14 protein-coding genes are annotated in these 12,142 nt (G+C 58.5%); 10 read left to right on the top strand and 4 right to left on the bottom strand.

The window, feature by feature from the left end:
- Positions 1–205: 205 nt before the first annotated feature.
- The 3 genes from QLG03_RS21255 (at position 206) to QLG03_RS21245 (ending at position 3,181) form a co-directional block, all read left to right on the top strand.
- On the top strand, positions 206–718 hold the full coding sequence (locus QLG03_RS21255; protein ID WP_072096510.1) for an isochorismatase family protein: 513 nt from the start codon (positions 206–208) through the stop codon (positions 716–718).
- Between the two features lie 117 nt (positions 719–835).
- A complete protein-coding gene (gene sbmA / locus QLG03_RS21250) occupies positions 836–2,056 on the top strand; it encodes a peptide antibiotic transporter SbmA (RefSeq protein ID WP_255988463.1) in 1,221 nt (406 codons plus the stop codon).
- A gap of 18 nt (positions 2,057–2,074) precedes the next feature.
- Entirely contained in the window at positions 2,075–3,181 is a 1,107-nt protein-coding gene (locus QLG03_RS21245; RefSeq protein ID WP_017898945.1) for a DUF1615 domain-containing protein, read from the top strand.
- Here the strand turns inward: QLG03_RS21245 and QLG03_RS21240 are convergent.
- Positions 3,178–3,480 (bottom strand): YaiY family protein, encoded by a 303-nt coding sequence (locus tag QLG03_RS21240; RefSeq protein WP_023288568.1) that lies wholly within the window; start codon positions 3,478–3,480, stop codon positions 3,178–3,180. The two genes, QLG03_RS21245 and QLG03_RS21240, sit on opposite strands and share 4 nt — an antisense overlap.
- Before the next feature lie 252 nt (positions 3,481–3,732).
- On the opposite strand from QLG03_RS21240, the gene QLG03_RS21235 reads away from it, so the two are divergent.
- A complete protein-coding gene (locus tag QLG03_RS21235; protein ID WP_004204881.1) occupies positions 3,733–3,936 on the top strand; it encodes a DUF2754 family protein in 204 nt (67 codons plus the stop codon).
- Positions 3,937–3,967: 31 nt separating this feature from the next.
- Here the strand turns inward: QLG03_RS21235 and ddlA are convergent, their stop codons facing one another.
- Entirely contained in the window at positions 3,968–5,065 is a 1,098-nt protein-coding gene (gene ddlA / locus QLG03_RS21230; RefSeq protein ID WP_023288569.1) for a D-alanine--D-alanine ligase, read from the bottom strand.
- Positions 5,066–5,164: 99 nt separating this feature from the next.
- On the opposite strand from ddlA, the gene QLG03_RS21225 reads away from it, so the two are divergent.
- From QLG03_RS21225 to psiF, 5 genes are all read left to right on the top strand, one after another.
- On the top strand, positions 5,165–5,848 hold the full coding sequence (locus tag QLG03_RS21225) for an extensin family protein (RefSeq protein WP_023288570.1): 684 nt from the start codon (positions 5,165–5,167) through the stop codon (positions 5,846–5,848).
- Positions 5,849–6,017: 169 nt separating this feature from the next.
- Positions 6,018–7,217: a multidrug efflux MFS transporter gene (locus QLG03_RS21220; RefSeq protein ID WP_023288571.1), complete on the top strand. Its 1,200-nt coding sequence runs from the start codon at positions 6,018–6,020 to the stop codon at positions 7,215–7,217.
- Between the two features lie 302 nt (positions 7,218–7,519).
- Entirely contained in the window at positions 7,520–7,780 is a 261-nt protein-coding gene (gene iraP, locus QLG03_RS21215) for an anti-adapter protein IraP (protein WP_004204875.1), read from the top strand.
- An 89-nt stretch (positions 7,781–7,869) separates the two neighbouring features.
- A complete protein-coding gene (gene phoA, locus QLG03_RS21210; RefSeq protein ID WP_032428614.1) occupies positions 7,870–9,300 on the top strand; it encodes an alkaline phosphatase in 1,431 nt (476 codons plus the stop codon).
- A gap of 91 nt (positions 9,301–9,391) precedes the next feature.
- Positions 9,392–9,709 carry a phosphate starvation-inducible protein PsiF gene (gene psiF, locus QLG03_RS21205; RefSeq protein WP_048296829.1) on the top strand — a complete coding sequence of 106 codons (318 nt, stop codon included), beginning with the start codon at positions 9,392–9,394 and terminating at the stop codon, positions 9,707–9,709.
- Positions 9,710–9,778: 69 nt separating this feature from the next.
- On the opposite strand, the gene proC is transcribed toward psiF, so the two are convergent.
- Entirely contained in the window at positions 9,779–10,588 is an 810-nt protein-coding gene (proC, locus tag QLG03_RS21200) for a pyrroline-5-carboxylate reductase (protein WP_023288574.1), read from the bottom strand.
- 116 nt (positions 10,589–10,704) lie between these two features.
- Here proC and QLG03_RS21195 point away from each other — a divergent pair, with 116 nt between their 5' ends.
- Positions 10,705–11,163 carry a YaiI/YqxD family protein gene (locus tag QLG03_RS21195; protein ID WP_255988457.1) on the top strand — a complete coding sequence of 153 codons (459 nt, stop codon included), beginning with the start codon at positions 10,705–10,707 and terminating at the stop codon, positions 11,161–11,163.
- Here QLG03_RS21195 and QLG03_RS21190 read toward each other — a convergent pair.
- Positions 11,160–11,852 carry a DUF2076 domain-containing protein gene (locus QLG03_RS21190; protein ID WP_023288576.1) on the bottom strand — a complete coding sequence of 231 codons (693 nt, stop codon included), beginning with the start codon at positions 11,850–11,852 and terminating at the stop codon, positions 11,160–11,162. The two genes, QLG03_RS21195 and QLG03_RS21190, sit on opposite strands and share 4 nt — an antisense overlap.
- Positions 11,853–12,142 lie beyond the last annotated feature (290 nt).

The following is a 12,142-nucleotide window of genomic DNA, read 5'->3' as shown; positions in this document are numbered from 1 at the left end:
TAAATAAATAAAAGAGAAGAGGGTATTTATACTACGAAGTGGCGCAGAACAAAGCGGGATTCACGACATTCCTGCAGGAAAAAGGTAACGGTGCGTAAAAAAGACTTTTTTACGCTTTCGGATATCGGCTTTTTTCGCCGGCGCGTATGATGACCGTTTGGCTGAAGGTTCGCGGGAGAAAACAATGGCGGCTCAACGGGTAGTGATGGTCGTGGATATGCAAAACGGCGTGTTCGCCACGCCGCGTCTGGCGCGCGAGCGCTGCGTCGCGCAAATTAATCGTCTGGTGCGCGCGGCGGATAAGGTCATTTTTATTCAACATGATGAGGCCGGCGGCCTCGAAGCCGGCAGCGAAGGCTTCGCCCTGCTCCCTGAGCTGGAGCAGCCGGCCGGCGCGCTCTATGTCACTAAAACCGCCTGCGACGCCTTCTATCACACCTCGCTGGAGCAGGTGCTGCGGGAACATGATATTCAGCAGTTTGTCATCTGCGGTTGCGCCACCGACTACTGCCTCGACACCACCATTAAAAACGGCGCCAGCCGCGGATACGGCATTGTTATCGCGGAAGATGCCCACACCACCGCCAACCGCCCCGCCGCGCAGGCCGCGACGCTCATCGCCCACTACAATGAGGTGTGGCGTACGCTGACCGTTCCTGGCAATCCTTTACAGGTGAAACCCACAGAAACAATTCTGCACGCCTGGCAGCAGAACTAAGCTGTTGATATCCGGTCTTATCATCCGTCTGCCCCGCGAGAACGCTTTCACGCGGCGGCCGACGTATGCGTCGTATACAGCAATAGCAGAACGATAAGAAGTTAGCAGGAGACAATGATGTTTAAATCTTTTTTCCCCAAACCGGGGCCGTTTTTTATTTCTGCCTTTATCTGGTCGCTGCTGGCGGTGATCTTTTGGCAGGCGGGCGGCGGCGACTGGCTGCTGCGGGTCACCGGGGCATCGCAGGATGTGGCGATCAGCGCGGCGCGCTTCTGGTCGCCCAACTATCTGGTGTTCTACGCTTACTATCTGTTTTGCGTCGGCGTGTTTGCGCTGTTCTGGTTTGTCTACTGCCCGCATCGCTGGCAGTACTGGTCGATTCTCGGCACGTCGCTCATCATCTTCGTCACCTGGTTTCTGGTGGAAGTGGGGGTGGCGATCAACGCCTGGTATGCGCCGTTCTATGACCTGATCCAGAGCGCGCTGGCCACCCCGCATAAGGTCAGCATCAACCAGTTTTATCATGAGATCGGCATCTTTCTCGGCATCGCGCTCATCGCGGTGATCATCGGCGTGATGAACAACTTCTTCGTCAGCCACTACGTCTTCCGCTGGCGCACGGCGATGAACGAACACTACATGGCCCACTGGCAGCATCTGCGCCATATCGAAGGCGCCGCGCAGCGTGTGCAGGAAGACACCATGCGCTTTGCCTCCACCCTGGAAGATATGGGCGTGAGCTTTATCAACGCGGTGATGACCCTGATCGCCTTCCTGCCGGTGCTGGTGACGCTCTCGCAACACGTTCCCGACCTGCCCATCGTCGGTCACTTGCCGTATGGCCTGGTGATTGCCGCGATCGTCTGGTCGCTGATGGGGACCGGCCTGCTGGCGGTGGTGGGGATTAAGCTGCCGGGTCTGGAGTTTAAAAACCAGCGCGTGGAAGCGGCCTATCGTAAAGAGCTGGTCTACGGCGAGGACGATGAAACCCGCGCCACGCCGCCGACGGTGCGCGAGCTGTTCAGCGCGGTGCGTCGCAACTATTTCCGTCTCTATTTCCACTATATGTATTTCAATATCGCCCGCATTCTCTATCTGCAGGTGGATAACGTTTTCGGCCTTTTCCTGCTGTTTCCGTCGATCGTTGCCGGTACGATTACCCTCGGGCTGATGACGCAAATTACCAATGTTTTCGGCCAGGTGCGCGGTTCGTTCCAGTACCTGATCAGCTCGTGGACGACGCTGGTGGAACTGATGTCCATCTACAAACGTCTGCGCAGCTTTGAGCGCGAACTGGACGGCAAACCGCTGCAGGAAGCGATCCCGACATTACGTTAATCAAGACAAGGAAGCAGGATGGCCGCACGTTTATCGCGCATTATACCCGGTTCATTGACGCTGCTGGCGGCCGTGGTGCTAAGCGCCTGTACCAGCCAACAGGCGCCGGTGTTGAAAGAGGGCGAGAAGCCCGTTGACGTGGCGTCGGTGGTGCGGCAGAAAATGCCCGCCAGCGTGAAGGATCGGGAGGCCTGGGCGCAAGCCATCGCCACCGCCTTTGACAGCCAGAAGCTGGCGCCGACGGAAGAGAACGTCTGCTCGGTGCTGGCGGTCGCGCAGCAGGAGTCCAATTATCAGTCCGACCCGGTGGTGCCGGGGCTGAATAAAATCGCCTGGCAGGAGATCGACCGCCGGGCGGAAAAAATGCACATTCCGCTGTTTCTGGTCCATACCGCGCTGAAGATCACCTCGCCAAACGGCAAAAGCTACAGCGACCGTCTGGACAACGTGAAGACGGAAAAGCAGCTGAGCGCTATTTTTGATGACTTTATCGGGATGGTGCCGATGGGGCAGAAGCTGTTCGGCTCCCTGAACCCGGTGCACACCGGCGGCCCAATGCAGGTCAGCATCGCCTTTGCCGAGCAGCACACCTCCGGCTACCCGTGGAAAATGAACGGTACGGTGCGCCAGGAGGTCTTCAGCCTGCGCGGCGGCCTGTGGTTTGGCACCTATCATCTGCTGAACTACCCGGCCAGCTACAGCGTGCCGCTGTACCGTTTTGCCGACTTTAACGCCGGCTGGTATGCCAGCCGTAACGCCGCCTTCCAGAACGCGGTGGTGAAAGCCAGCGGGGTGAAACTGGCGCTCGACGGAGACCTTATCCGCTATGACAGCGATGAGCCGGGCAGCACCGAGCTGGCGGTGCGCCGCCTGGCGGGCCAGCTGGGGATGAGCGACAGCGAGATCCATAGCCAGCTGAAAAAGGGCGACAGCCTGGCGTTTGAGAAGACCGACCTCTATCAACAGGTTTTCCGCCTCGCGGATAAAAAAGCGGGCAAAACCCTGCCGCGGGAGATGTTGCCGGGGATCCAGCTTGAGAGTCCGAAAATCACCCGTAATCTGACGACGGCGTGGTTTGCGAAACGGGTCGATGAGCGGCGGGCAAGCTGTATGGCGCGGCGTTAACGGCGCCGACGCCAGCGCACAATGAGCGCCAGCAGCCCGATGAACGAGCAGCCGATCAGAAAAGGGATCAGGCCAAAGAGGGTGCCAACGGCGAGGCTGATGTCGACCTGTGGACGGCTGGCGTCCTGGGCCTGCATCAGGCGCTCAAAGACTCCCGGGGCGTGGATCAGCATGCTGAGCATCTGCGCGCCGGCCCAGCAGCAGATCAGGACGAACAGTCCGTAAGCGACATGGCTGCCGGTCAGCGCCCCTCTTTTTTTATTTCCCAAAAGCGATTTTGAAAAACTGAATTCAGCCATAGGCCCTCCCACCTCTGTACTGCTGGTTTTTTCTCCAGCTCTATGGCAGGTATTCTGGCAGTGCGACGCCGTCGCCAGTATCAGATTGCTGGTAATTGCCCTCCAGGAATAATCCTGTTTTCGCCGTTGTGTTAACCGCGCCACAGGAAGGGAAAAGGGAGACCGGCGTCGCAATCCAGCAACATTCTCCATATCGCTACAGACCGCCGCGGGCGGCTATGCGAAGATGCGTTTTTTGCTGTTGGAGGCCGCATGAAGCTCACTGATAAAATTCGCCGCGACTGGCACTACTACGCGGTGGCGCTGGGGTTAATTTTTATTCTTAATGGCGTGGTGGGACTGCTGGGGTTTGAGACGCAGGGCTGGCAATCTTACGCCGTCGGTCTGGTCACCTGGGTGATAAGCTTCTGGATCGCGGGCTTTGTGATCCGCCGCCGCCCGGCAGAAGAGGCCTGAGGCCGCCGCTGCCAGGCGGGGTAAACGCGTTTTAGTTCATGGAGGTTTTCAGCGCCCGGTCCGCGGCATGGCGCTCCAGCGCCAGCTCAATCAGGCGGGTGATCAGACTGGTGTAATCGAGGCCGCTGGCCTGCCACAGCTTCGGATACATGCTGATGTTGGTGAAGCCCGGCAGGGTGTTGATCTCGTTGATCACCACCTCGTTGTCGGCGGTGAGGAAGACGTCGACGCGGGCCATGCCGCTGCAGCCCAGGGCCTGGTAAGCCTGCACCGCGATAGCGCGGATCTTGTCGTTGATCTCCGGGGCGATAGCGGCGGGGACCACCACCTGCGCGCCCTGGTCGTCGATATATTTGGTGTCGTAAGCGTAAAACTCGCTGTTGAGGACAATTTCGCCGCAGGTACTGGCCTGCGGGTGGTCGTTACCCAGCACCGCACACTCAATTTCCCGGCCTTGAATGCCTTGCTCTACCACCACTTTATGGTCAAATTCAAAGGCCAGGGCCACCGCCTGATGGTACTGCTCTTCGTTTTTAACTTTGCTGACGCCAACCGACGATCCCTGGTTGGCCGGCTTAACGAACAGCGGCAGGCCCAGCTTCGCTTCGACATCGGCAAAGCTAAACTGCGCGCGGTTGGCGCGGGTCAGGGTGATAAACGGGGCGACGGCGAGCCCGGCGTCGCGCAGCAGGCGTTTGGTCACATCTTTGTCCATACAGGCCGCAGAGCCCAGCACATCGGATCCGACGAAAGGCAGATTGGCCATGCGCAGCATCCCCTGCAGGGAGCCATCTTCGCCCAGCGTGCCGTGGACGATGGGGAAAATCACATCGATGGCCGCCAGCGGCTGGCCGCTTTCGGCGTTAATCAGCTGCTGCGCTTCACGGCCCGGGATCTGCGCCAGAGTCACCGTTGAAGGGCGCAGGGCGATGCGGGCAGGATCCTGAGCATTGAGCAGGTAGTTGCCGGCGTCGTTGATGTGCCATAGCCCCTGTTTATCAATCCCCAACAGAACCACATCGAAGCGTGATTTATCAATCGCTTCCACGATATTCTTCGCTGACTGCAGCGACACTTCATGCTCTGCCGACTTACCGCCAAAAACGATCCCAACCCTCATCTTTGCCATTTCAACTTCCATCCAGATTACATCAAAGGGCATAACATACCATGTGAAACCGCCGCCTGCCTGCCATAATATTTACCTGATCAATTGACGGGAGCGGGCGTGAGAGGAAAGACGCTGCTGGTGCTGGCCGGGCTGCTCGGCGCGGGCCTGGTGGGATATCGCTATCTGCCGCCACACCTGAATCCGCTGGCGCCGCTGGCCCTTGACGATCCCCCGGGCTGGCTGACGTCGTTCAAGTTGCGCAGCCTGACGGCCGACCAGTGCGCCTCTCTGCTGGCGGAGGCCAACCGCCGGCGGCTCATCGCCAGCCAGCCGGTGGCCGACAGCGAGGGCGCCTGCCCGCTGCGTAACGTGGTGCGGGTAGCTAATTTTGGCTCGGTGCAGCTGAGCAGCAGTTTCCTCGCCAGCTGCCCGCTGGCGCTCAGCAGCGCGCTGTACGTCGAACAGCAGGCGAAGCCGCTGACCCGTCAGCTGATGGCCAGCGATCTGCGCCAGATCGATCATCTCGGCAGCTTCGCCTGCCGTAATATCTACCATCGGGAACAGGCGCGGCGCAGTGAACACGCGACGGCGGATGCCCTTGATGTCAGCGGCTTCCGCCTGACGGACGGCAGACGCATCAGCGTCCTGCAGGGCTGGCGCAGCGAGCGCTCTCACCCCTGGCTGGCGGCGCTGTTGAGCAACAGCTGCCCTTACTTCGGCAACGCGCTGGGGCCGGAGTACAACGCGGCGCACGCCAACCATTTTCACTTTGGCATGCGCGGGCAGGGCTTCTGCTTTTGAGCATAAAGCCCTGTGAGCAGCCTGAATAACCAGAAAATGCTTCGTCAGCCTCTCATGCGCATTCATAAAACACCAAACTCACCGCCAGCGCATCTATGGTAGTACACCAGTGGAATGAAATTGCTAAGCTAGGTAATAATTGGCAAATCATTAATGAATACGCGTAGTTATGGAATCCTGGAAGGTTAATCTCATCTCCGTCTGGTTTGGGTGCTTTTTTACCGGCCTGGCGATCAGTCAAATTCTCCCCTTTTTACCCCTCTACGTCTCCCAGCTGGGCGTCACCTCGCATGAAGCGCTGTCGATGTGGTCGGGGCTGACCTTCAGCGTCACCTTTCTGGTCTCGGCGATCGTCTCGCCGATGTGGGGGAGCCTCGCGGACCGCAAAGGCCGCAAGCTGATGCTGCTGCGCGCCTCGCTGGGAATGGCGATCGCCATTTTACTTCAGGCCTTCGCCACCAACGTCTGGCAGTTGTTTATCCTGCGGGCGATCATGGGCTTAACCTCCGGTTATATCCCCAACGCCATGGCGCTGGTGGCCTCCCAGGTGCCGCGCGAGCGTAGCGGCTGGGCGCTGAGCACCCTGTCGACGGCGCAAATCAGCGGGGTGATCGGCGGCCCGCTGCTGGGCGGTTTCCTGGCGGACCACGTCGGGCTGCGGATGGTCTTTTTTATTACGGCGATCCTGCTGACCATCAGTTTTCTGGTCACCCTGTTTCTGATCAAAGAGGGGGGCCGCCCGCCGGTCAGCAAAACCGATCGTCTCACCGGGAAACAGGTCTTTGCCTCCTTGCCCTATCCGGGGCTGGTGATCAGCCTCTTTTTCACCACCCTGGTGATCCAGTTGTGCAACGGCTCAATTGGCCCGATCCTGGCGCTGTTTATCAAGTCGATGGCGCCGGACAGCAACAATATCGCTTTTCTGGCCGGGATGATCGCCGCGGTGCCCGGGGTGTCGGCGCTGATCTCTGCCCCACGGCTGGGTAAGCTTGGCGACCGCATCGGCACTTCGCGGATCCTGCTGGCGACGCTCTGTTGCGCGGTGGTGATGTTCTTTGCCATGTCCTTTGTCACCACCCCGCTGCAGCTGGGGACGCTACGTTTTCTGCTCGGCTTTGCCGATGGCGCGATGCTTCCGGCGGTGCAGACCCTGCTGCTGAAATATAGTAGCGACAGCGTCACCGGGCGCATCTTTGGCTATAACCAGTCGTTTATGTATCTGGGCAACGTCGCCGGACCGCTGATTGGCGCCTCCGTATCGGCGATGGCGGGCTTCCGCTGGGTATTTATTGCCACCGCCATTATCGTCTTCATCAACCTCTGGCAGCTGGCATGGATGCTGCGCCGCACCCGCCGGGCGAAGGCCTGAACCTCGGCTGACGGTATTTAACGCCATACCGTCAGCGTTTTTCACCGACAGTTGATTTATCATTACTTTTTGTTATCGCCATGGCGTGAGCGCTATTCCGTTTTATTATTTCCGACGCACTTTGGTTATAAACAGCGCCGCTCATGATTAAACAATACTATTTATAGTGGTATTTTGTTGTGGTAAAACGTTTCGCTGTATATTGGGTGTTGCGACGATTCTTATTTTAAGTAATTCTGAGGTCCGTCATCGGGTATGACATCTCAATCGAAAAAACAGACCTCGCATAAGGAACTGGTGCTATGAAGAATCTCATTGCTGAGTTACTGGTTAAACTGGCGCAAAAGGAAGAAGAAGCAAAGGAACTGACGGTGCAGGTTGAAGCGCTGGAGATCGTGGTCACCGCATTATTGCGCCATATGGAGCATGATGCCCAGCAGGCATTGATTCAGGATATTGAGCAGGCGATAGACCAGGTGACGCCCTGTCCGCCGGTCAACGACCAGGATGCCATCCTGCTGCAGCAATATCTAAAGAAGCTGTTGCGGCATCCTCGTAGCTAATCTTTGCGACGCGACAAGGATGCCGTCATTTTTCTGTCATCTCCCTTTTATAAAGTCTCCCACGTTTTGTTTTTTTAAGTATTTTTTACATGGAGATGACAAAAGTGAAATTAAGCGCCCTGTTTATTGCCCTGCTGCCTCTGCTGGGCTCGCCGGTTATTCATGCGGAAACTACTGCCGCGCCGGTTCTGGAAAATCGCGCTGCCCAGGGAGATATCACCACTCCCGGCGGCGCGCGTCGTTTAACGGGCGATCAAACCGAAGCGCTGCGCGCCTCGATAATCAATAAGCCGGCCAAAAACGTTATTTTGCTGATTGGCGATGGCATGGGTGATTCTGAAATTACCGCTGCGCGAAATTATGCGGAAGGGGCGGGCGGTTTCTTTAAAGGCATTGACGCCCTGCCGTTAACCGGGCAGTACACGCACTATTCGCTGGATAAAAAAACCGGTAAACCGGACTACGTCACCGACTCGGCGGCCTCCGCCACCGCCTGGACCACCGGCGTGAAGACCTATAACGGCGCGCTGGGCGTCGATATTCATGAGAACGCGCATCAGACCATCCTCGAGCTGGCGAAAGCGGCGGGCCTGGCCACCGGCAACGTTTCTACCGCCGAGCTGCAGGACGCCACCCCCGCGGCGCTGGTGGCGCATGTGACATCGCGTAAATGCTACGGCCCCACGGTCACCAGCGAAAAATGCCCCAGCAATGCGCTGGAGAAAGGGGGCAAAGGCTCCATTACCGAACAGCTGCTGAACGCCCGGCCGGATGTCACCCTGGGCGGCGGCGCGAAGACCTTTGCCGAAACGGCGACGGCGGGCGAGTGGCAGGGCAAAACCCTGCGCGAGCAGGCGGAAGCGCGCGGCTACCAGATTGTGACCGACGCGGCCTCTCTTGCCGCCGCGACGGCAGCCAGCCAGGATAAACCGCTGCTGGGACTCTTCGCCGACGGCAATATGCCGGTACGCTGGGAAGGGCCGAAGGCGTCTTATCACGGTAATATCGATAAGCCGCCGGTGACCTGTACGCCAAACCCGAAACGCGACGCCTCGGTGCCGACGCTGGCGCAGATGACGGAGAAAGCGATTGACCTGCTGAGCCGCAACGAGAAAGGCTTCTTCCTGCAGGTGGAAGGCGCCTCCATCGATAAGCAGGATCATGCGGCGAATCCGTGCGGCCAGATCGGCGAAACCGTGGACCTCGACGAGGCGGTGCAGAAGGCGCTGGAATTTGCCAAAAAAGACGGCAATACCCTGGTGATCGTCACCGCCGACCATGCGCACGCCAGCCAGATTATCCCTGCGGATAGCAAAGCCCCGGGGCTGACCCAGGCCCTGAACACGCACGATGGCGCGGTGATGGTGATGAGTTACGGTAACTCCGAGGAAGAGTCGATGGAGCACACCGGCACCCAGCTGCGCATTGCGGCCTACGGTCCGCATGCGGCTAACGTCGTCGGCCTGACCGACCAGACCGACCTCTTCTCGACCATGAAAGCGGCCCTGAGTCTCAAATAAGTCGCTGCCGGTGGCGAATTCGCGTCACCGGCTGGTTTTTTTTCTATCTGCGTCCAGACTTACAACGTTCCACTCACAGAAGGATGGTGCGATGAAAATAACCTTACTGATGACCCTACTGTTTGGCTTGATCTTTATCAGCGCGGTTGGCGCGGCAGAAAAAACGCCTACTCCCCAGCAGCAAAAGATGACGGACTGCAATCAGCAAGCGTCAGCCAAGGCGCTGAAGGGGGATGAGCGCAAAACCTTTATGAGCCAGTGCCTGAAAAAAGAGACCACCACGCCGCAAGGAAAGACCCTCACGCCTCAGCAGCAGAAGATGAGCGACTGCAACAAAGCGGCTTCGGCAAAATCACTGAAGGGCGATGAACGCAGCACCTTCATGAGTAGCTGCCTGAAGAAAGCCTGAAAAAAAGGGAGCGCTCGCGCGCTCCCTTGTTCTTTGACCTCTCAGGGCTTGCAGCCCGCCTGCTCAGCTTCAGGAGCGGCTCAGTTTCTCTGATTTTTCCATGCACTGGGTGATGGCTTCGATCACCGCGGAGCGGAAGCCTTTCTCTTCCAGCACGCGCACGGCTTCGATGGTGGTCCCGCCAGGAGAGCAGACCATATCTTTCAGCGCCCCCGGATGCTCACCGCTCTCCAGCACCATTTTTGCGGAGCCCATCACCGCCTGAGCGGCGAATTTGTAAGCCTGAGCGCGCGGCATTCCGCCGAGCACGGCGGCATCGGCCATCGCTTCGATAAACATAAAGACATAGGCCGGCGCGGAGCCGCTAACGCCGACCACCGGATGGATCATCGGTTCGGCAATTTGCTCCGCCTGGCCAAAGCAGCGGAAAATGGTCAGCACTTCCGCTACATCTTCGCTGCTCACCAGCGCATTTGGCGTAACGGAGGTCATGCCGGCGTTAACCAGCGACGGCGTATTGGGCATCGCGCGAATAATTTTGCGATCGTGGCCGAGCGCGCGCGCCAGCTGGTCAAGCGTGACGCCGGCGGCGATAGAGACCACCAGAGACTCTTTATTCAGGCTGGAGGCGATATCGCCCAGCACTTTGGTCATGATCCCCGGCTTCACCGCGCCGAAGACGATATCGGCAATCTGCGCCACTTCCTGGGCGCTATCGGCGGCGTTGATGCCGTACTGGTCGCGCAGAGCCGCAACCTTGTCCGGCGACGGGGTGTAGACCCAGATTTGTCCCGGCTGTACCTGGCCGCTGGCGATCAGTCCACCCAGAATGGCCTTACCCATATTGCCGCAGCCGATAAAGCCAATTTTCTTATCCATCACCATTCCCCTCTGCTTTTTTCGTTACGATCTGATTAGCTTATCATCCTGGCGCTTTCATGGGGGAGAAAAGCAGGTAACATTGGCGGCACTTATTGCAGGTAACAGGAGCTGGCATGGCCATTTGGGTGGATGCAGACGCGTGTCCGAACGTGATTAAAGAGATATTGTTCCGCGCGGCAGAGCGGACCCAGACGCCGCTGACGCTGGTGGCGAACCAGCCGCTGCGCGTACCGCCGTCGCGTTTCATCCGCACCCTGCGGGTTGAGCAGGGTTTTGACGTGGCGGATTACGAAATCGTCCGTCAGTGCGCGGCGGGGGATTTAGTGATCACCGCCGATATTCCGCTGGCGGCGGAGGTGCTGGCGAAGGGCGGGGCGGCGCTCAATCCGCGCGGAGAGCGCTACAGCGAGGCGACGATCCGCGAGCGGCTGACGATGCGGGATTTTATGGAGACATTACGGGCCAGCGGCGTTCAGACCGGCGGCCCGGATAGTTTATCGCAGCGCGATCGGCAACAGTTTGCCGCCGAGCTGGAGAAGTGGTTGCTGGCGGTTAAACGTCGGCAGGGTTAAACCCAGCTGTCGTCATCGCTGCCGATATCATCATCGCCAAAGCCGGCGTCGAAGTCGTCGTTCCAGGTGTTGTCGGCAAGGAACTGATCGTCTCCCTGACGGAACGGATCGTCACCTGCGGCGGCGTCCTGCGCGGCGGCATCAGGCTGCGGCTTCTCTTCGATGATATTAACAATCTCCTGCGGGTGCGAGCCGCTGAACATATTGGTCAGCATATTGCCCAGCACCACGCCGCCCGCTACGCCTGCGGCCGTTTGCAGCGCGCCCGCCATAAAGCCGCCGCCGCGTGCGGCAGCCTGCGGGGCATAGCTCTGCTGCTGCTGTGGGGCATACTGCGGCTGCGCGCTGGCCTGCGGGCGACCGTATTGCTCCGCGCCCGGGATCGGGTCAGAACCGCGTGACGAGCCGCCGCCGCCAAACAGGCCGGAGAGGAATCCGCCGCTGCTGGGCTTCGCCGCCTGCAGCTGGCTGACCTGGCTCTCCAGCGCCTGAATGCGATCGTTGAGCTGTTTAATCGCGGCTTCCTGGATAAGAATGGTTTGCGCCATATAGTAGGGGGCCGCCGGCTGCGCGCTCACGTGTTGGGCAATCCGCTCCTCGGCGCTGGCATCGCGCGATGCACTGTGCGCCTCAGCCTCTTTCAGCCGGGAAAACAGTCCATCAATAAGGCGTTGTTCTTCAGATTGCATGTTACATTCCTCTGTCACACTGTCGAATAGGCATCAGGGTGCGTCTGAAACACGATGTTGTAAATATGTTGCTTCGTAAAGCTATGCATAAATGTGTTACCGTTTACGCCAGCAGCGGATAAAAAATAACGCCCGGCGGAAAGTAAAGCTGGTTAAACAGTACATGCAATGATAAGTTTACATTAAGAACCCCTTTTCTCACTGTGGTGATGGGGTGTAAAGAAGTTGTGTAACGTTTTCTTTACGTATGCGTTGCGGAACAGACAGCGATAATACGTTCTTTCGTTTTC

This window comes from Klebsiella sp. V115_8, assembly GCF_029967715.1.
GTDB classification, from domain to species: domain Bacteria; phylum Pseudomonadota; class Gammaproteobacteria; order Enterobacterales; family Enterobacteriaceae; genus Klebsiella; species Klebsiella quasipneumoniae.
Note: the sequence above shows the minus strand (reverse complement) of the source record. Positions and strands in the feature narration are given on the sequence as shown.

What these genes read in the sequence shown, in the direction of transcription:
- QLG03_RS21255 (WP_072096510.1), top strand. Translation starts at nt 206, where the DNA reads ATGGTCGTGGATATGCAAAACGGCGTGTTCGCCACGCCGCGTCTGGCG.
- sbmA (WP_255988463.1), top strand. Translation starts at nt 836, where the DNA reads ATGTTTAAATCTTTTTTCCCCAAACCGGGGCCGTTTTTTATTTCTGCC.
- QLG03_RS21245 (WP_017898945.1), top strand. Translation starts at nt 2,075, where the DNA reads ATGGCCGCACGTTTATCGCGCATTATACCCGGTTCATTGACGCTGCTG.
- QLG03_RS21240 (WP_023288568.1), bottom strand. Translation starts at nt 3,480, where the DNA reads ATGGCTGAATTCAGTTTTTCAAAATCGCTTTTGGGAAATAAAAAAAGA.
- QLG03_RS21235 (WP_004204881.1), top strand. Translation starts at nt 3,733, where the DNA reads ATGAAGCTCACTGATAAAATTCGCCGCGACTGGCACTACTACGCGGTG.
- ddlA (WP_023288569.1), bottom strand. Translation starts at nt 5,065, where the DNA reads ATGGCAAAGATGAGGGTTGGGATCGTTTTTGGCGGTAAGTCGGCAGAG.
- QLG03_RS21220 (WP_023288571.1), top strand. Translation starts at nt 6,018, where the DNA reads ATGGAATCCTGGAAGGTTAATCTCATCTCCGTCTGGTTTGGGTGCTTT.
- iraP (WP_004204875.1), top strand. Translation starts at nt 7,520, where the DNA reads ATGAAGAATCTCATTGCTGAGTTACTGGTTAAACTGGCGCAAAAGGAA.
- phoA (WP_032428614.1), top strand. Translation starts at nt 7,870, where the DNA reads ATGGAGATGACAAAAGTGAAATTAAGCGCCCTGTTTATTGCCCTGCTG.
- psiF (WP_048296829.1), top strand. Translation starts at nt 9,392, where the DNA reads ATGAAAATAACCTTACTGATGACCCTACTGTTTGGCTTGATCTTTATC.
- proC (WP_023288574.1), bottom strand. Translation starts at nt 10,588, where the DNA reads ATGGATAAGAAAATTGGCTTTATCGGCTGCGGCAATATGGGTAAGGCC.
- QLG03_RS21195 (WP_255988457.1), top strand. Translation starts at nt 10,705, where the DNA reads ATGGCCATTTGGGTGGATGCAGACGCGTGTCCGAACGTGATTAAAGAG.
- QLG03_RS21190 (WP_023288576.1), bottom strand. Translation starts at nt 11,852, where the DNA reads ATGCAATCTGAAGAACAACGCCTTATTGATGGACTGTTTTCCCGGCTG.